Annotated in this window: 13 protein-coding genes and 1 pseudogene; 6 read left to right on the top strand and 8 right to left on the bottom strand. The window is 67.6% G+C overall.

All coding sequences use genetic code 11. The annotated features are described in order from the left end of the window. Positions 1-76: 76 nt before the first annotated feature. The 6 genes from I4J89_RS44155 to I4J89_RS51855 form a co-directional block, all read right to left on the bottom strand. Complete coding sequence (locus I4J89_RS44155; RefSeq protein ID WP_196420213.1) at positions 77-1,132, bottom strand: hypothetical protein; 1,056 nt, start codon at positions 1,130-1,132, stop codon at positions 77-79. Positions 1,133-1,655: 523 nt separating this feature from the next. After that, positions 1,656-2,021 (bottom strand): tyrosine-type recombinase/integrase, encoded by a 366-nt coding sequence (locus tag I4J89_RS44150; protein WP_255521972.1) that lies wholly within the window; start codon positions 2,019-2,021, stop codon positions 1,656-1,658. A gap of 550 nt (positions 2,022-2,571) precedes the next feature. Further along, positions 2,572-5,118 (bottom strand): SAV_2336 N-terminal domain-related protein, encoded by a 2,547-nt coding sequence (locus I4J89_RS50530; RefSeq protein ID WP_309238753.1) that lies wholly within the window; start codon positions 5,116-5,118, stop codon positions 2,572-2,574. 41 nt (positions 5,119-5,159) lie between these two features. Then, a complete protein-coding gene (locus I4J89_RS44140) occupies positions 5,160-6,119 on the bottom strand; it encodes an AAA family ATPase (protein ID WP_196420212.1) in 960 nt (319 codons plus the stop codon). After that, the gene (locus I4J89_RS44135; protein ID WP_196420211.1) at positions 6,112-8,310 is read right to left on the bottom strand and encodes a VMAP-C domain-containing protein; all 2,199 of its coding nucleotides are present in this window, start codon (positions 8,308-8,310) and stop codon (positions 6,112-6,114) included. The genes I4J89_RS44140 and I4J89_RS44135 overlap by 8 nt, the downstream gene beginning before the upstream one ends. Before the next feature lie 14 nt (positions 8,311-8,324). Continuing rightward, positions 8,325-9,506 (bottom strand): alpha/beta fold hydrolase, encoded by a 1,182-nt coding sequence (locus tag I4J89_RS51855; protein WP_196420210.1) that lies wholly within the window; start codon positions 9,504-9,506, stop codon positions 8,325-8,327. Positions 9,507-9,695: 189 nt separating this feature from the next. Here I4J89_RS51855 and I4J89_RS44125 point away from each other — a divergent pair, with 189 nt between their 5' ends. The 6 genes and pseudogenes from I4J89_RS44125 (at position 9,696) to I4J89_RS51850 (ending at position 13,721) form a co-directional block, all read left to right on the top strand. After that, positions 9,696-9,899: a hypothetical protein gene (locus I4J89_RS44125; protein WP_196420209.1), complete on the top strand. Its 204-nt coding sequence runs from the start codon at positions 9,696-9,698 to the stop codon at positions 9,897-9,899. A gap of 377 nt (positions 9,900-10,276) precedes the next feature. Beyond that, complete coding sequence (locus I4J89_RS44120) at positions 10,277-10,759, top strand: hypothetical protein (RefSeq protein WP_309238752.1); 483 nt, start codon at positions 10,277-10,279, stop codon at positions 10,757-10,759. Between the two features lie 343 nt (positions 10,760-11,102). After that, complete coding sequence (locus tag I4J89_RS44115) at positions 11,103-11,549, top strand: hypothetical protein (protein ID WP_196420207.1); 447 nt, start codon at positions 11,103-11,105, stop codon at positions 11,547-11,549. A gap of 42 nt (positions 11,550-11,591) precedes the next feature. Beyond that, positions 11,592-11,750 (top strand): hypothetical protein, encoded by a 159-nt coding sequence (locus I4J89_RS44110; protein WP_196420206.1) that lies wholly within the window; start codon positions 11,592-11,594, stop codon positions 11,748-11,750. A gap of 220 nt (positions 11,751-11,970) precedes the next feature. Beyond that, positions 11,971-12,393, top strand: a complete 423-nt coding sequence (locus I4J89_RS44105) for a hypothetical protein (RefSeq protein ID WP_196420205.1) — start codon at positions 11,971-11,973, stop codon at positions 12,391-12,393. A gap of 270 nt (positions 12,394-12,663) precedes the next feature. Beyond that, positions 12,664-13,721, top strand: a pseudogene (locus tag I4J89_RS51850) (hypothetical protein). A 1,116-nt stretch (positions 13,722-14,837) separates the two neighbouring features. On the opposite strand, the gene I4J89_RS44095 reads toward I4J89_RS51850, so the two are convergent. Both I4J89_RS44095 and I4J89_RS44090 read right to left on the bottom strand, forming a co-directional pair. Continuing rightward, positions 14,838-15,080 (bottom strand): hypothetical protein, encoded by a 243-nt coding sequence (locus I4J89_RS44095; RefSeq protein ID WP_196420204.1) that lies wholly within the window; start codon positions 15,078-15,080, stop codon positions 14,838-14,840. Between the two features lie 621 nt (positions 15,081-15,701). Beyond that, entirely contained in the window at positions 15,702-17,672 is a 1,971-nt protein-coding gene (locus tag I4J89_RS44090; protein ID WP_196420203.1) for a trypsin-like peptidase domain-containing protein, read from the bottom strand. Between the last annotated feature and the right edge of the window lie 5 nt (positions 17,673-17,677).

Below are 17,677 nucleotides of genomic sequence, written 5' to 3'. Positions count from 1 at the left end.
CAGCTCGGGCCGGCTCGCCCCGTCCTCAACGGCGCCGGGCAGGCCAGGATCGGGCGATTTCCTGGGTACGGCCGGTTCAGGTTGCGGCAGCAGCCTCGATGGCGGGCAGCGCGTCCTCCAGCCGGCGGAACAGCTTGGCCCCGTCCGGCACCTTGCCCTGAGCCCTCGTCAGGTAGCTGGTCATCTTCTTCTCACCGACGACAATGTCGGCGTAGGCGCTGGCCGTGCACAGGAAAAGGGTGTCGTTGAGATCGTTTCGGTGCCACTTGTCGTCGGCGTTGGACACCCGCAAGTGCACGAGTTCCCGGAACCGTCCGAGCATGGGAACGGTAATGAGGTCGCTCTCGGCGCGGAGTGTCCACCACTGCCGGAACTGCTCGGTGCTCCATCCGGCAGCGAGCGCTGCCTGGGCGATGTCCTGGCTGAAGTCGTTCAGCGTTCGCACCCGCGTTACCTCGCGCAGGTGCTGTCGGGCTTGAGGAGTGTTTCGCACATGAGTTGCGAGTTCCTCGAAGGATTTCGCCCACTTCTCCGCGATCTCCGCGCCGATGTCCGAAACCGTGGGCTCCGGGTCGACGAACGTCTCCACCAGCGCCTCGGCCCAGGTGATCCGGTTGAACAGTCCCTGAACCTCCGCAGAGAACGCGCCCTGCGGACGCTTCCCGCGCTGCTGGCGGGTTCTGTCGTCGGCCCACAGGGCGTGAGGGGCGAGGGTGAAGACCTGGGACTTGTCGAGAGCGGACCGCTCGGCGCCGAAAAGATGAAGGAGCTCGTGGGCTCGTACCCGAAGAGGGCTGATCATCTGCCACCCCTGGGAGTACTTCACCATCACCTGGGCTACGTCCCGGCGCTGCCGGCCCGCCTTCTTGGCGATCTCGACCAGGTGGGCACCCGACACCGGCAGGATGATCTGCCCGGCCTCGACGAGTTCGACGATCCGGCGGCACACCTGTGCGCGCTCGCCGGAAATCTGCGAGGACCCGATGCAGTACCGGGCGAGGTCGATCCAGTGGTTCGGATCGAGGTAGACCACCGGCCGGTCCACCGAGGTCAGCAGCGTCCCGATCTGCATCGTGAGGACCGTCCCGCTGATCAGCTCGATCGTCAAGGTCGACGTGCGAGGAACGAACACGGATTCACGGATGGAATCGTGGCCCGTCGTCGGCCCGATGTCCTCCTCTACGGATTGCCCGTCGGCGCGTGTGATCTCCACCTGACCGTTGGCAGGGATGTGCTTGATCGCGGCAACTCCGAATATAGGATGCTGCGGGCCGAGCTCAAGCGGTGGTTTCACGGACATCTGAGCATGAGATCATGGAGCCCCGCTGCTGGGCCACGCGGTTTACACCGTGGCGGCACCCGATGAAGGCCGCCCCCTCCCGCCGTCAGCAGCAAGGGCGACGTGGCGGGTCTCGACCGGTGGGCTACGGGCATTACCGGCGTCTGTCTTCCTGTCCACAGGCCAGCTGTCAAAGCGGAGCCCACAACGGACAGATTCGCGAAATCTCAGGAGAAACGTTCTGACAGAACCGTCAGTCGTCGTCCCGGGTGTTGGCGAAGCGGCCGGCGAACAGGTAGGCGCCGTGGTTGTCGAGCTGGTCGCGGCGCCGGTCGTAGCGGCGGGTGATGCGCGGGTCGGCGTACCCGGCGAAGTCCTAGGCGGGGCGCAGGTCGCCGCCGGTGGCGTCGAGAATCTCTGTGGTCGCGGTGTGCCGCAGCGAGTGCGGGCTCAGCGCGCTCGCCGACGCCAGCCCGGCGCGGCGGGCCAGCCGGCGGATCAGCCGGTGTACGTACAGCTCGTAGATCGGCAGGCCGGTCGGGGTCAGGAACAGCGGGCCCTCGGCCGGGCCGCCGCGCTCGGCGATCATCTCGTCGAGCACGTGGGCCAGCACCGGCGGTAGTGGCACCCGGCGGCGGCGCCCGCCCTTGACCGTCAGGTTCAGCACCCGATGGCCGCGGTCGGCGCCGAGGTCCTCGATCCGGGCGCCGATCGCCGAGCCGACGCGCAGGCCGGCGACCAGCAGCAGGATCAGGGTGTGACTGGTCTGCGAGTCCTCGCGGGGCCTGCGCGAGCAGCCGGTCGGCTTCCGGGCGGTCGAGGCCGACGGCTGTTAGATGACGTCGAAGCGTGGATCAGGCAACGGCGACCAAACCAGAGCGTCCGTTGAAACCTCGTTGCCAGTCTCCGGCTACCCGTTCCGCCGCCAAACATGAACGGTAGACCCACGCCAGCCGACCGGGTCTGGACCAAGTAAATGCTCGAAGCGACCGGCGACGCAGGACCGGAGAAATTGCAGCTTCAAACCGCCGGCCGTCACGCATAGTTCAATGGTTTGTGGTCGAGGCGCTCGGCCAGCATGCCGCCGAGCAAGACCGGCCTGCTGGCGAAGGTTGCGGACGCTCCTCGCCGACGGCGAACCATCGACGCCGGCTCGCAAGCGGACTGGGTCTCCGCGAACCCGGGTTGAGATCCTCGCCGACGGCGAACCGTCGGCGCTGGATCATCAGCCCGCCCGGCCACGCCCCCGGGTGGGGTCGCGATGCCGATTCGCGGCACCGGTACCACCGGGCTCAGCCCAGCCAGTTCTGTTGCCGGAGATGGGCCAGGACCGCCTCTGCGGTGGTGCGGACACCGAGCAGCGCTCGGGCTTCGGCGATCCGGCGGTTCGCCGTTCGCAGCGAGATGTGCTCACTGGCCGCCGCGGCGGCGATGGTGTCGCCGTCGGCCAAGCGGTCCAGCAGGGCGCGCTGGTCACTGTTCAGGGCCGATGGCACGCTCACCTCCGGAACCTGCTGGACCGGCCCGATTCGGCTCAGCTCGGCGAGGAGCCTCTCCGCGATCTCCGGTGTGGCCGGGAGAGCGACGACACCGGCGCCTCGTGCTGCGGCGAGGACGACCAAATTCGCGGTCTCCATGTCAGCAATAGAACCGTGAAGTACCAACCGAGCGGATCCTACGTCCCAGCTCGAATCGGGCAGTGCAAAGCCTTGCCGAACGGTCCAGCCGTTTCGAGCCAGGCCGCGCAGGGTCACGTCGACTTCGGAGGCCGCTCGAAGCACGAACATGGGGAGAGCGGGATCGTGCATCGTCGGAGCCGATTCGGCCACCACCGGAAGGACATTCGCGGGATTGTTGAGGAAGGGAACAACGGCCCCCCTGAATCCCCATCCGATGCCGGAACCTGACATCTCGCTGCGATCGAGTCCGTCCATGAACTCGGAGCCGGTGATGGGGTCCTCCACAGGCCAGTACCCTCTCCGACCCATCAGCCTCAACAGGAGGCTCGCGATCCACGGCTCTACCGCGACGCGACTGCGTTCGATGACACCGACCCATCGCGCCTCAGGCCACTCGCCAGGCTGACCGCCATCGACAATGAGCAATACCGACGTGGCGGACCCATCGAGTGCACTCCGGATCGAAAGCGGGACATCGGAATTCCTGAGATAGATGACAACGGCGCCGCCAGTTGCAGTCAGGAGGGCATCTGCAATTTCTTCGGCGGCCGGCTGGCTCCACACGACCAACCGGCAGTCCCCGATCAGAGAGGTCGCGAGTTGCCGCAGCATCCCCGAGTTCTCACGCACCTCGCGAGCCGGCCCCACCGCAACGAAGAAGTTCTGTGCGCGCGACGTCACCGGGGTCCGCGGGCGAGGCGATCGCATCGGCACCTCGCCCACCCGCAGACCCAGGCGCTGGATCAGACCTGCGGCAATCCGGCTGATCTGATCATCTAGATCGTCCGAGTCCGCGTCGTCGACCAGGCCTAGCAACCGGGAGAACGGCGCAGGTCGCCCGGACGTCCGCTCCAGGTGCGGTGCCACCACCCGCCACACCGCAAGCACGTCGGTAGTGGTCAGCTCCCGTTGCAGCACCTCGCGTACCCCGGGCAGGAACTCGTACCGGTCGTCCGGATAACGGCTCAGCACTCCTCCGACGAGCAGCTCGGCCACCGTCGTCAAGCTGCCCGCCGGCACCAGCTCGGCGCGGACCAGCTTCGCCGACGACAGGGTCACCTCGATGGCCGACATCAGCACCGCCAGGCGCGCCGCCTCCTTGGACACCGTGGCCACGAACGACGCCACCTGCTCGGCGGGATTGGTGATCGGCGGGCTGACCTCGGTAACCGCGTTCTCCTCGACCAGTACCGCAGGTAGCCACACGCCGTCCCCGGCCATCAGCATCCGCGCCCACCGAGCGATGCCCGCCGCCTCAAACGGCACCACCGGAACCGCGTGCCGCGGCGCCGTCTCCGAAGTCCACCACCACGGTGCCGACACCCAGAACCGGCTGTTGGCCGCTCCTCTGCTTCCCGACGTCACCCCCGCATCCACGTCGCCGAGGGCGGTGGCTCCCCACAACCGAGGCGGCAGCACGTGCACGATCGCCATCGGCGCGGCCGCGCCCCAGACTCGGAGCGCCGACCGGATCGCCGGCCCGCGCCACAGCGCGTGCACCCCGTCGGTAACCACGAGCACCAGCCGCCGAGCCGGGGCCGCCAGCTCCTCTGGCCGGTACCGCGTTCCAGCCTGGGATTGCAGCCACACGGTGCCGGATTCAACGTTCAGCGTCCACCGCATCACTCGCTGGAACGCGTGATGCCGCTCCAGCTCCGTCGCGAGTCCCGCGATCCTGTCCCGCCACACCGCCATCGTCGGGGTGCCATCGACGACGAGCGCCACCTCGTGGAACCAGCCCTCCTGGACCGGCACGAAGACCGGCGCGAGCACGCCTGAGTCGCAGTACCGGTCCACGGTCGCGATCACGTCGAGCCGCTTCCCGGCGGCCGCCTCCCGGCGCTTGTCGAATCCGCGTAGGGCCCGTCCCAGTTCGCGCCCGGCGGGGTGCGGTTCCGGCGGCAGTGGTGGCAGTGCCAGCGGGACGCCGGTCCGGCCGTCCGCATCGGCGCCGCGCCGTAGCATCTGCGGCTCCGGCACCTCCTCGTGATCGTCCGCCGCGCGAACCTCCCGCTCGGTGGACCGGCGGCGGGAGGCACCGAAGGTGGGGGCCGGTTGCGCCGCGACCGGCGGCGGAGGCGACGGACCGGGCTCCTCCGCCGATGCCGGCGGCAGCTTCTGGGCGAGCCACAACACGTCGGCCAGCTCGCGCCAGTCCACGTCGATGCCCTCCGTGCGCAGGGCTGCCACCAGTTTCTCGATCACGGCACGTCGCTGATCAGCTGTTTGAGGATGAGATCGACGACGCGCCGGCGTTCCGGACTATCCTCCGGTAACTGCCGAGTGATCAGGTAGACCGCGTTGAGCAGCTGGTCCGTGGCGAGCGCCGACTGTCCGTACCGTTCGCCGAAGTCCTTGACCAGGCTCGCGGCTTGATCGGCGTCGGTCTTGCCCAGGTGCGCTGCGACGATCGCGGCGAGCTGTCCAGGCGTCGGGTCAGGCATCCTGTGCCGGATGCAGCGACGTAGGAAGGCGGGCGGGAAGTCGCGTTCCCCATTGCTGGTGAGCACCACGAACGGGAACTCCGCGCAGTACACCGTGCTCCCGTCCAGCTCGACGAGGTCGTCGCTGCCGGAAACCCCGACCTTGTGCCGTCCCTTCCCCGCCAGCCGGGTCAGTTCGGGAATCTCGTACATCCCGCGCTCGAAGACGTTGAGCAGGTCGTTCGGCAGGTCGATGTCACCCTTGTCGATCTCGTCAATGAGCAGCGCCCGAGGCCGTTTGCTGGGCAGCAGCGCGGTGCCGAGTGGACCGAGACTCAGGTACTCCCTCGGTTCCGGCTTCCCAGCGCCCCCGGTGTGGGCGTGCAACCGGGCGATCGCGTCGTACCGGTACAGCGCGTCCGGCAACGTGCTGCGTGACGTGACGTGCCAACGCAGCACCGGCCCGAGCCGCAGTTCCCGGGCCACCGACTCGATGAGCGAGGACTTGCCGGAGCCGGGCCGGCCGGTAATCAGCAGCGGGCGGCGCAGGTGCAGTGCCGCATTGACCGCCTCGACGGTCTCCGGGGAGGGCTGGAACTCCTTGCCATCGACCGGGTCCGTGGTGATCGGCGCCAGCTTGTCGGAAGCTTTGCCCTCGAACCTGCGCCACGGCGGCGCGACCGGCGGCGCGATGTCGTGCGGCTCAGCTTCGCCGGTGTAAAGCTTCCAATCAGACACCTTGTCGCCCTCCGGTTTGAGGTTCTTTCAGTTGTCCCAGCGGTGGCAGAGCTTCCGGCTCGTCCCAGATCACCCGGAGACCGTGCTGGGGTCCGCTGCGTTCTTGATGCAGCCGCTCCGGCAGGCCGGCGAACTCACCCTGCCCGGAAAGCACCTTCACGATCTGTCTCAGGTGCTCCCAGTCGGGTGGTTCGCTGACGACCCAGACTACGTAGGGCGCGCCCGCCGCGACGGCCACGATGATCGGATCGCGGCGCAGCTCCGCTGGGCAGGCTTCGGCGACGAACCCGAGCGCCACACAGCCCCGGCCCGCCGCCTGGACTCCCTGACGGATCCGGCTCGGCGCGGCCCGGTCTTGGTCCGGGATCCAGAACACCTCGGGCGGATGGTCAGCCACGTGTTCGCGGATCGCGGTCGCCTGCTCGCGCCACACGTTGATGGCGCGCTGGTGGCCGAGCCGTTCAGCGCTGTGCACGATGGTCGGCTGCTCGGTCCAGAGCGGTTCGGGCGCGTACAGCTCGTCGCCGAACTCCCAGGACTCCGGAACCTCGTCGAGCTGGCGGCGGGTGAGGATCAAGCCGACGGTGAAACGGACAAGACCCCTTTGGTACGCCCAATCCCGCAGCTCCTGGATCGCCTCGCGTGCGCCGTCGGTCGTACCGGAGGCCGCCACCGTCGTCTTCTGCCAGCCCGCGCCGGGTACGAACAGATGGCCATCCACCGCGGAGGGCCACTCCTGCCCGAGGAGCAGGCGTCCGGGATTCCGCAGGTCGACCACCAGCCGGGCCGACTCGGTGGGCGTCCACGCGGCTTCGGCGCGCAGACCGCGCAGAGTGTCGGCGGGGAGCTCGAACCACGAGTCCTCGACCCGCGCCCCGCTCAGGTGCTCCACGTCGGCGACGAACTGATGCAGGACAGCGATCCGGCCGGGTTCACCGCCGTAAGCGGCCGCACGGTCGAGAGCCTCATCGACGTCCTGGGGCGCGTCACCGACGTCGCCGGGCGGCACGCTGCGGTAGTAGGCCGCCCGCACCTGCTCACCCCGGATCGCGGGGAACGTCCTTAGCGGGGTGGCGATCCAGTGCTGCCGGCGCAGGATGCGCAGCACCTCGTACGCACTCAGCCGCTCGGCGTCGTCCGTCGCCGACCTGATCAGGGCTTGCAGCGTGGCCTCGCCGTGCCCGTCCGCGACGTGCCGCACCGCTGCGGTGAGCACGGAGGCCCGGTCGGCATCGGCATCCACGCCGAACAGGCCCAGCAGGCGCCGCCGGCCTTCCTCGGAGGCACCGAACACCCCATCAGCCAGCGCGTACGCGACCCGCCACGCCTGCGCGACGGTGAGCCCGGTGTCACGCAGCCCTCTCTGCACAGCGGGTGACACCGGAGTCCCCCCGTACGAAATATGGTCTTCATTCCCGCCCCCGGACCGATACCAGAGCGAAACCGGCCGCTGCCGGAGCTTGCCTCTGTCCCGATAGCCGTCGAGCTGGGTGGTGACGTGCGTGTGCAGCGCCTCGAAGTTCAGCGGTAGGTCGTGCTTGCCGAGCCAGTCCAGGACGATCCTGCCAAAACGGGTCGTCGCCGAAACCGCCTCGTACTTGGCGGCCTGCCCCTGAGCAGCGGAGAAGAGCACCTGTTGGCGCACTCCGAGCCGGCTCGGCCCTTTCGGGAACAGACCGGGTTGCACGAGCTCACGGAGTTCTTCCGGCGAATCGAGCTGCTCGACCTGGTTGGCGCACGCGTCGATCAGGATCATCTGTTGGGTGAAGCTGCCACGCAAATGCTTCGATCGCAGATAGGACAGCAGGTCACCGGCATCCAGGCCCCGCAGGTGCTGACGGCCGGCGTCCGCGCTGAACAGCACCCGCCGATCGTCGCTGACGAGGCCGTGCCCGCACCAGAAGAGCAGGAGCAGCTCGCCGTCCAGGGTCGCGAGGTCCTCCACCGCCTTCTGCAGCTTGTCGTGAGTGGCCTCGATGAGCTGAACTCCGCGCGGCTTACGCGGGCGCCGGCCGGACACCCATGAGGCGGCGACCTGGATCCGCTCGGCCGGGACTCCCTGGGCAAGTGCCCACCTGGCGAACCGCATGGCCTGCGCTGCGGTGCCGGGAAGGGCGGGCAGCACGTCGTCGGCGTATCGCTCGACGCCGACCGCCAGGACCGACACCTTCGCCGGATCCAACCCGGTCACCTCAGGAACGCAACTCATCTCAGGAACGCGGCGACGGCCGCCCACACCTCGGAGTTCGACCAGTAGGCGCTGTGCGACTGCGGGAACGGCTGCCCATTGTCGACCCGGACATCGGTCACCGTCGTACCGAAAACCTCACGGCCGACGTACGACAACGGGTCCTTCGGATCATAGATGTTCAGCCAGGCCGGAAAGTCCTCGGTCAGCGGCTCGGGCTGGGCCAACGCGGGCAAGGCGCCGATCTCGTACAGGAACGGGGCCTGCGAGCCGATCGTGATCAACCCGCGGACGTTCGGCGGCACTTCGCGCACCAGCAGGTCCACGCTCATCACGCCGCCGAGCGAGTGGGCGAGCAGGTAGACGTCGCCGCCGATGTCGTCGATCGCCGCGCGCAGGAACGTGCGCGCCTCGTCACCGCGAGCCAGGAACCGCAGCACGTCCCCCGCGAACGGTCCGGCGCCATCGGTGATCGCGCCACGATCACTGGTGATCTTGCGGGTGGCGAGATGCAGTACCGGAGCGAGCAACGTGCTCTTGACCGACATCACATACGCGTCCAATTCATCCCCCAGCCGGGTGACAAGTGCGTCCCGGACGCCGCCGTCGATCTGCGGGCGGCCCGCCTCGGTGGCCGCCACCGAGGCGTACGCGATCAGAGCCCGGGCGATGGCGGCGCGGTGGTCCACCGGATCGGCCGGGGCGGTGCGGATCGCCTGCTCGAACTCGGGCGCCGCACGCAGGGCAGCCAGCGCTTGGTCGAATTCGCCGGACAAACCGGCGGCAACGAGCTGGTCGCGCATCTCGGCGGAAGGATGGAACTCGCTGACTTGCTCGCGCAGGAGATCGGCAGGCGACTCCTCGCCGAGGTTCCCGATGCCGCCGGTGGTGTGCCGCCGCAACAGCCGCAGCTGGTACCACGGATCGGTGTAGAGCACCGACCACAGTGCCAGCATCCCGTCCGGAACACTGCCGCCGGTCTCGGCGTAGCGCGGGATCGACGTGCCGCCGAGATTGAGCCGGGCGCCGACCGCATCACCCCAATAGCAGCCTCGCAGATCGGCGTCGATCTTCCGCTCGGCGATCTTGGCTTGAATCGCCGTAAGGGTCTCCGCGTAGCGTTCGGCACGCGTCCCGGTGCCGTGCACGAACAACAGCGTCCTGGACAGCGTCGACTCCCTCGTCGATCCATCGGGCACGGTCAGCTTCGCGCACCGCCCGTCCGCTGTCCACAGAAGGCCCTACACGCGAGTGATGTGGCCGGCCCGGACTCGGACTTCGACGACCTCACCGGCTCTCCGAGCCGTCGAGGCGTGAACGGGCAGAGGCACATCTTATAGTAGCCCCGGTCTCGAATCGGGCCGGCGCCACCGAAACGCTGGTGAGCCATGCGCGCCCAGCCGGAGATCGGGAAACAGGACGTCAGCGGGGATCTTGGAGGTGCGCTCTGGGTGCGCGGCGTCGAGGTACCGCATCGCGGTCTGTTCCGTGATGCCGAACAGGCGCATCAGGCGAAGTGGGTCGGCGGTTTCCGAGGCCTCGTTGAGGATGCGGTCCTGCCGCAATCAGTCGAGCATCACGCCTTTCGTTAGGCCAGCGAGCAGGGTTCCGATGCTGATGGCCGGGTAGCCCCTGCACCGAGCGTGCCGCCAACGGCATCCCCTGGAGCGACCTCGCGGGCGGGACCGCAGCCGTAGCCATCACGCACCAGGCCGGGGCCGGCGGCCTACCCGCTGACGCGGTCGCCTTCGGCACGACTGTGCGCTAACCCGTCCGCATCCACCCTCCACGTCCAACCCCACGCAGGTCAGCAACATCAAGTGACTGGCCTGCGTAGGGAACGCCGTGATCGCGCGCCGTCCATAATCAATGGTTGCGAGGAGCGACACCACTCGGATGGGCTCATGTGATCTTGTTGAGGTTCGTGCGTCGTGCATAAACCGCGGAAGCTGGCGTGCATTATGGCAGCGTGACCGAGTTGACCTTGTTCGCGGACTACCACCAGATCCACGTTCTCGACGATGGATCGCAGACCGATCTCGGCGACGAGTGGACCACCGAAGCCTTGGATGATCACCTAGCTGTCGGTCCGGACGCGGTCGCCGTTGGCACCACGGTGAATGTCAACGTTGCGGTCAGCGTCGAACTTCTGGCCGGTCCGCCGCCTGACGACAGCATCGACTTTGATCCCGTCGCGGAAGCCAGCATTCGCTGCTCGTCGGGACAACTGGTGGTCATGGGATGCACCGACTTCGAGCCCGACGCTCGACGCTTTCCAGTGGCGTCCGGTTGGCTGCGTATGCGCGTCTCCCAGTCCAACCTTGATCGCGCCTATCGAGCTGGCGTCGACTCGGATGAGGATCCGCAGACAATGGAGCGGCTGCGGATCCAGGCGTGGCCGGCTGCGGCAGCACCGGCAGTGGTGTCCAAGCGCTGGCGGCCACCGACGTAGGGATCTTGCTGCACGGTTGTCCTGCCACCGAACAGGCGGTACGTGCTCGGTCGAAGTCGACGACGGCATTAAACTCACCGCTGTCCCGGATCCATCGGTTGACCGCGTCACGTACCTGCTCACCGGGCCTGGCGTAGTAGTCGGCGCCCTTGGCCGGCAAGAGCGTTCCGTCGACGATGCGGATGTGTCCGGCGTGGGCGGTGCGATCATCCCCCGGGTGCTGCCGTCTACGGACAGTCACCACTCGGGAAGCAGTCGAGGTGCGGGGTCGATACGATCAAACGCTGTGAACGAAGATCCTTCCTAGACCGACAAACTCGACGCCATCGGTGGCACCGCCAGCGTGCTGGTCGCTCTGGTCCTCGGCCTCGTGACCTTGTACCTGAGCGTCCGGTCCATGCTCGCATCGGAGCGGGCGGCGAAGACCGCCGCCGAAGCCCTGGAGGAATCGAAAAAGGCCGTAATCGTGGCCGAGCGGTCGGCTGAGGCAGCGGCCGTCTCAGCGCGTGAGGCGGAGAAGCTCGCCACCATCGAGGCGACACGACACCACGACGAACTCGGCCCGAATGCGTCCGTGGCGTTCGTGTGGCGGCCGAGTCGCACCGGCGGGGCCGTCTTCGCGGAGATCACGAACAACAGCCGCTACGACTACCGGGTGACCGGCACGCACCTCATCGACGGCGGCGCGACCATACCGCTAAGCAACGACGCGCTCGCGGCTGGCGCGACGCGAGATCTCTTCATCGGACATCTCAAGTTCGACGCCCTCGACGAGTCACCCGACGAGTGACCCCTGGTTCGGGACGCCTTCAGGAAAGGCATCGAACTGCAGATGCTCCTGGACGCAACCTTCCACGAGGTGCGAAGGAACTTCGGTCGCCTCGAGCTGCAGTACCGGGCAACGAGCGAGCCCTGCCAGTGCGGCCGCACCTCGCCGGAGAGTGAGAGCCACTGGGTCACTTACCACGAGATCAGCGGCGTCACCCTCTGACCAGCATCCGGCGTGGCTTTCCCGGTCATGTGCGTGTTGTCCGGAGTGAGTCGATCATTGGCCGCATGTGGGTCGCGGCCTACACAAGGTAGTCGCTTCGCGCCGGCACTCCAGTTGGTCGCCGGGGCGGACGTCCTGTCGCTGGGTGGCAACGCCTGATCAGGATGATCACGACCTGAGCTACGACGGAGCCGCGTGAATCCGCACCGCACCCGACATCGTGCGGCTCGCCCACCGCCTCGTCACCGCAATGATCTTGGTCGGTTATCGTCCGGTGGTGCAGCGAGAGACGACGGCCGCGGTCCGTGCCCAAGGCGCCACGTGGGTGCTGATTCTGATTCAGGCGACCGTGGCCGCTGCGTACGGGTATGGCGTCGTCGCCTACCTCACCACGGATGCGGAGTTCTTCCCGGAGCATGCGCCACCGGCCTGGGCCCTTCCCGCGGTGTATGCGACCTTCCTGGGCCCGCCGGCAACGCTGACGTGCATTCTGGTGTCCGCGACCCTCCTGCGGCGGTCGGACTATCGGTCGAGCAACGTTTTCTGGCGGCTGCTGGCCGCGGCCTGCACCGTCAGCGTCGCCGCACTGATCACCATGGTCTCGCCGCTGGGCTTGGAGATCTTCGACTGGTACGTTTCCTGAGCATTGGATTCAACCACCGCAAGATCGGGCGACGGGTTCCGGTCGCGCAAGGGAATCCCTCGATCTGAGCCGCGCTCCGTTGGGCTGCGAGTCGAACTGCGGATCGCGGCCACATGAGGATGCCTCACCGGAATCCGTTTCCGCAAACTGCTGTGCGGCGGCTTGCCGATACAGACGAGCCGCGGGAGGTCGGCGCGGCACAGGGCTGGAGCGGGGCCGGCAGGCTGGGGGCGATGATCTAGATTGACCCAGTCGACTCGCGGGAGATACATGACGGTTTTCGGCTGCCGCTGCAGCGACGCCACTCTGACGGTTCCGGTTTCGAGGGTGGCGCTGCCCGTCCATGCGGACCAGAAATACGGGAACGGCCCGGGATCGCTCGCCCCAGCGCTGGAGCCCGGCACGTTCGCGGTGGATCCGCTGCCCTCCGGTCCACCGTGGCGCCGGTGGGCCGAACTCGAACCCGGTGAGGCCGAGGCGCGCGGCTGGTACGCGCCGAGGTTCGCCATCTCCACCGGGCCGGTCGGCCGGGTGTTACTCGCCCCGGGCGACATCCGCGGCGCCGTCATCGACCCGGCGCTGGTCAGCGACTCCGCATGCTGCGGTCTCGACGGCGACGAGCCCAACATGGTCTGCGCCACCTGCGGCGCACCAGTGGCCCTCCGGATTGACGACTGTGGCCTGCGGCAGGCGATCTGGCTGAACCCGCGGACCACCCGCGTCATCGAGGACGATCCCGGTCCACACCCGGTACTCGACTGGCCGGACCTGATCGACCAGCGGCCCGGTATCCCGCCGTCCGAACCGGACGGCGGCTGGCACCCGATATGGGTGGCCGCCGCAGCCTCGGCCCTGGCGCACCTCCTGGCCGCCTCGGACGGCGACCCCGATGGTGATCCAGGATCACCAGGTCGCCGAGGTCTTCCGGCCCACCCTGAACCGTCTCGTCAGCCCAATCGGCACGGAGCCGGAGCGCACCCTGGTCCTGGCCGGGCCCGGCCTACCGGAACCCGACGGCGACTTCGCTCTCATCCCCGCAACATCCGCAGACCGGCGAACTTTGGCCGGTGGCCTCACCGGTCAAGCCAGTCCCTCTGGCCTGGGACGCCTGGCGGCACCTCGCGTTCCACCGACCCGCGAAGCCGGCCGCGCGCTCGGTCCCGATCCCACCGGAAGCCCTGCCGGAAATGCTCCCGAGTCACCGATTCGAGCCGGACGGCCGAATCTTTCTCAGCGTGCTGGCCCGACTGCCCGAGGTCAAGCAGCCACGGCTGCGTGCCATCTACGACCGAGGCCGCCCCTACAACTACACCGTTTACAACTTCTGACCGCCCGGTTCCCGTAATGCGCTTCTCCTCCGGCGGGTTTCCTCTCATCGGCCAGAAGTGCGCACCTGACCATGCCCACCCATCGGGCCGCAGCACCACCGAGATCGCTACGGCGCTTACCGCGCTCAGCGGCGATCAGAACGCAGCAGCGACACAGTAGGGCCACCAAGGTGCGCGCTCAGCCGGACGCAGACGCCGGCGCGACGAGTCGACCACTTCCCCACCCCCCGTCCCGACGAACCAGGTCTGCGGCATCTCACCAACGGAGAGCCGCCAGCGCCGGCGATGCACAGCGGGTACAGCTACATGCCCATAGAACGAGGAACCCGTCCGGGTGAAGTCTTCCCGGACGGGTTCCTCGTGCACTATTTCAATGGAATAGTAGTAGATACCCATATGGTAGGTTGGGGAATGGTTTGTGTCGCCCCCCGATACAAACCCATTCCCAACAACCGAGGCCAAGCCTCGAATCGGCGTTTCTGCCCGATGGTCGAGTTGAACCCCAACACCGGCTCGTCGAGTCTCCGTACAAGGCTCATGGTGGAGGCGTGCTGACGACTGCGTTGATCTGACGCCCGTACGCGGGTCCGCGGTTATCAGGGCTGAACGCTGCTACCGGCTCAACGGCAGCGCCCGTTCCTGCATGGACACGTCCCGCGCCGGCCGGCCCAGCGAGCGGTCGGGGTCGCCGAGTTGCGCCCATGCTCGGACACCGCATGTCGCGAATCCACCGACCATGCCGGCGCCGCCTCGACTGTGGTCCAGGCCAACCACGACGGATGGTTCGCTCCGGCTCGCTCAAGGCTAGGTGGGGCTGAAACTGGCAACATGGAATCGACCCGATCGAGGGTGAGACCCGAACTTATGGATAAACCCAAGGCCAGGGCACTCGAAGGCGCAAGCGACCTACCCCACCGGCACCTCCCTGCACCCCGAGGTAGCGTCGGCACCGGAACTCGTAGGCGTACGTAGGCCGGACGGAATCGTCGTCATGCGCTGGCCAGTCCGGCGGGCGGCCTGGTCCTCGGCGGCACGGTCCGCGCCCACCGCCTCAGGTCTCCTGATTGTCGGATGCTCGGTCATCCAGGTCCAGGCACACGAGCTGTCCTCCCTCCCTCAGGGGAACAGGATCTCAACGACGCCGCGAGCCCACATCATGCGGGATGCGGCCGCTTCCGGGTATTCCCCGTACGCGGCGGCCATTTCGCTGGCGCAGCCATGCACACCTCCGTGTCCTCGCACGGCGTCTCTGATAGCTTTTGTGGCCTCGCACAGGTCAGGCCGCGATTCGTTGGACAGTATGCTGACGAACAGTGCCTCGGCCCGACCGGTGGCAAGAATGCTGTTGGAGTTCTTCATACCGGTACTGTGCGGACCATGCGGTCCCGGCCATCAGAGGCTGGTGTCCCACTCATGCGGGCGATCCGGCATGCATGGCGGACCTTCGTCCCATGCCGACACCGCCCGGCACGCACGTCGGCGGTCAGCACGAATGTTGGGATCCCGGGCGAGCATCGCCGCCTGAATGCGTTCCGCAACGCTAAGCCTGGTGAACACGGCGAACTTTGTTCTATACCGCCTTCTCGCCAATACCAATACGACTGCGATCTCGGCGTTCCTATCGCTACCGCGAGGGGTTCAACCGATGCCGTTCCCGAAGTCAGCTGGATGAAGGGCGGCGGCAGTCCGGCGCGTGATATGTATGGTTACTCGCAGAGTCGAACCGACATCCACGTCTACACGAAACCGCCGCTGGCGACCGCGCACAGCTCATCGATCAGCGCAGCTGAGTTGCTATCCTTCGAGCAGGTAGCCTGCGGCCCACGCCGAAAGGTTCGACCCTGCTGTCGCGATGAGCGTCCGCGCGGGTTTCTGCCGCGAAGGTGTGGCGCAGCGGGTGCAGTCTGTCGGGCCCCTGGATCCGCGTTGCCTGACGACATATCGGCCACCGAAGCGGGGCCTCGGTGGCCGACGGTGACGTCACTTCAGCGCGATCCCGATCGCCTGCGCGACGCGTACGTCGCCGAGGTATTCGGCGATGTCGTGAGCGCGACCGTCGGCATTGTTCGTGATCACGTCGGTGACGTGCGGCCAATCATCGCCGAGCGGGCAGCCGATCGCGACGGCGTCGGCTGGACACCAGGCGTTAATCCAAGTTGTGACCGGCCGCGCCAGCCTCGGTCCCGCGGTGAGCAGCCGGTCGGTCACCGAGTCGAGGCCCAGCGGGCTCCCGGCGGTTACTAACACCTCGACGTCGAGGGCGGCCGGCAGCCGGGCGATCAGGTCCATCGCTACCACCGTACCCATGCTGTGACTGACCAGTACGATGCGACCGGCGTCGGGCAGGCAGTCGAGCACCGCTGCGAGGACCCGGTCGCGGACCGCCGGCTGGTCGAGGTAGGCCGCCACGTCACGGAAGACCGTAGCAATGACGATCTCGTCGAGTCGGCTGCGGTCGGCTACCCAGCCTAGTGATCGGCGGATACGGCGTACCAGGCCGTCGGCGAGGCCCTCCTCCTCACGGACCGTAGACACCCGAATCGGCATCCCTGCCCGGGTGGCGGCCTGCTCCAGCAGGCGCGCGTAAAGCTCGCGGGTGGACTCATTGACCGGTATCTGAACGGCAAACGCCGTGGTGCGGTAGTCGATCACCAGGTCGTTCATCGTGCGGTCGCGCAGCGACTCCGGCAGCGCGGAGGCGAACACGTCGCCGTAGAACGGGAACCGGATGTCGGCCGCGGCGACCGGGGCGAACGAGCCCCGGCTCAGACCCTCAGCGAGCCCAGACAACCAGTTCAAGCGCAGCCGGGCCGGCTCGCGGCCCTGTTGGCCGCGGCCGTGCACGAATACCAGATGTGCGCCAGACCCACCGGCCGGGCGGTCGGCACGCAAACCCGCAGCGGGCACGCCGGCCCTCTCCAGCGCTGGTGTCGCCGGCGTCGGAAGCGCTTGCGGACCCATCGTCGTCAGCAACCGCCGCTGGCTGTCCGTCAAGTCCCGGGCCAGTAGGTCGTCGAGCAGCACACTGACCCGTAGCCCTTCGTTGGCGACCCACCGCACCTGGTCGGGACGGTCTGGACCAACCGGCCCATCGTCGAGCGACAGCCAGTTGCCGTGCTCGTCCGTGGCCGGGATGGCGGCGTGGTGCAACGCCACTACCTCCCATTGGTCGTTGAACGCCGGTGATCCCGAGCTACCCCGCTGCGTGTCGGAGGTGTAGTGGAGAAAATCGTCGAGCTGGTACACCAGCGTGTTTTCCCGGATGGTGATCTCCTTGCGCCGGCCGCCGGGATGGCCGATCAAGTTCACTGCCTCCCCGATGACGATCTTGCCTTGCTCCCGGATGAGGCGGTTCCAGCCGAACGTGTCGCCTGGGGCGTCGTTACCGGCGCCAGCGGCGACGGCGACGACCGTGTAGTCGAGGCGCTCGTCGGTAAGGAACAGCATGCACGGGTCGAGCCGGTAGGCCGCGACCGAGGTGGGCTGGTTTTCCAGGTCGCGCTCGTAGTTGAGCTCGAGCAGCGCCGACGATGCCATGTTGGCGTCGGGAAGTACGTGATGGTTGGTCACGATGAGCGACGGCGCGATCAGGAAGCCTGTTCCCCAAGGGGTGCGCGGCTCGGCTTCATCGCCGACGATGCGCCCTACGGTACCGGCCGTCTGAGCACCGCGAGACAAGAAGTTGGCCGCTTGCAGCTCGTTGGTCAGATCGATGATGTTCTCGAGCAGTATCGTCCGGTCCATGCTGTGCGGCTTCGGTGCCGCGCGCAGCAGCGAGTCGGCGTGTACCAGGCCCGCCCGGGCGAGCCGGTCGACACGTGCCTGCAGTTGAACGGTGCTGTCGGCGACGCTGGCCAGGTGGCGGGCCTTCTGCTGGTTGATCGCCACGCGTTCCGGGCTGGTATCGCGATATCGCCGTGTGGCGGCGTCGACCTGCTCTTGGTAATTCATGGAAT

The sequence above is a fragment of the Actinoplanes aureus genome (genome assembly GCF_015704865.1).
In the GTDB taxonomy this organism is placed as follows: Bacteria; Actinomycetota; Actinomycetes; order Mycobacteriales; family Micromonosporaceae; genus Actinoplanes; species Actinoplanes aureus.
Note: the sequence above shows the minus strand (reverse complement) of the source record. Positions and strands in the feature narration are given on the sequence as shown.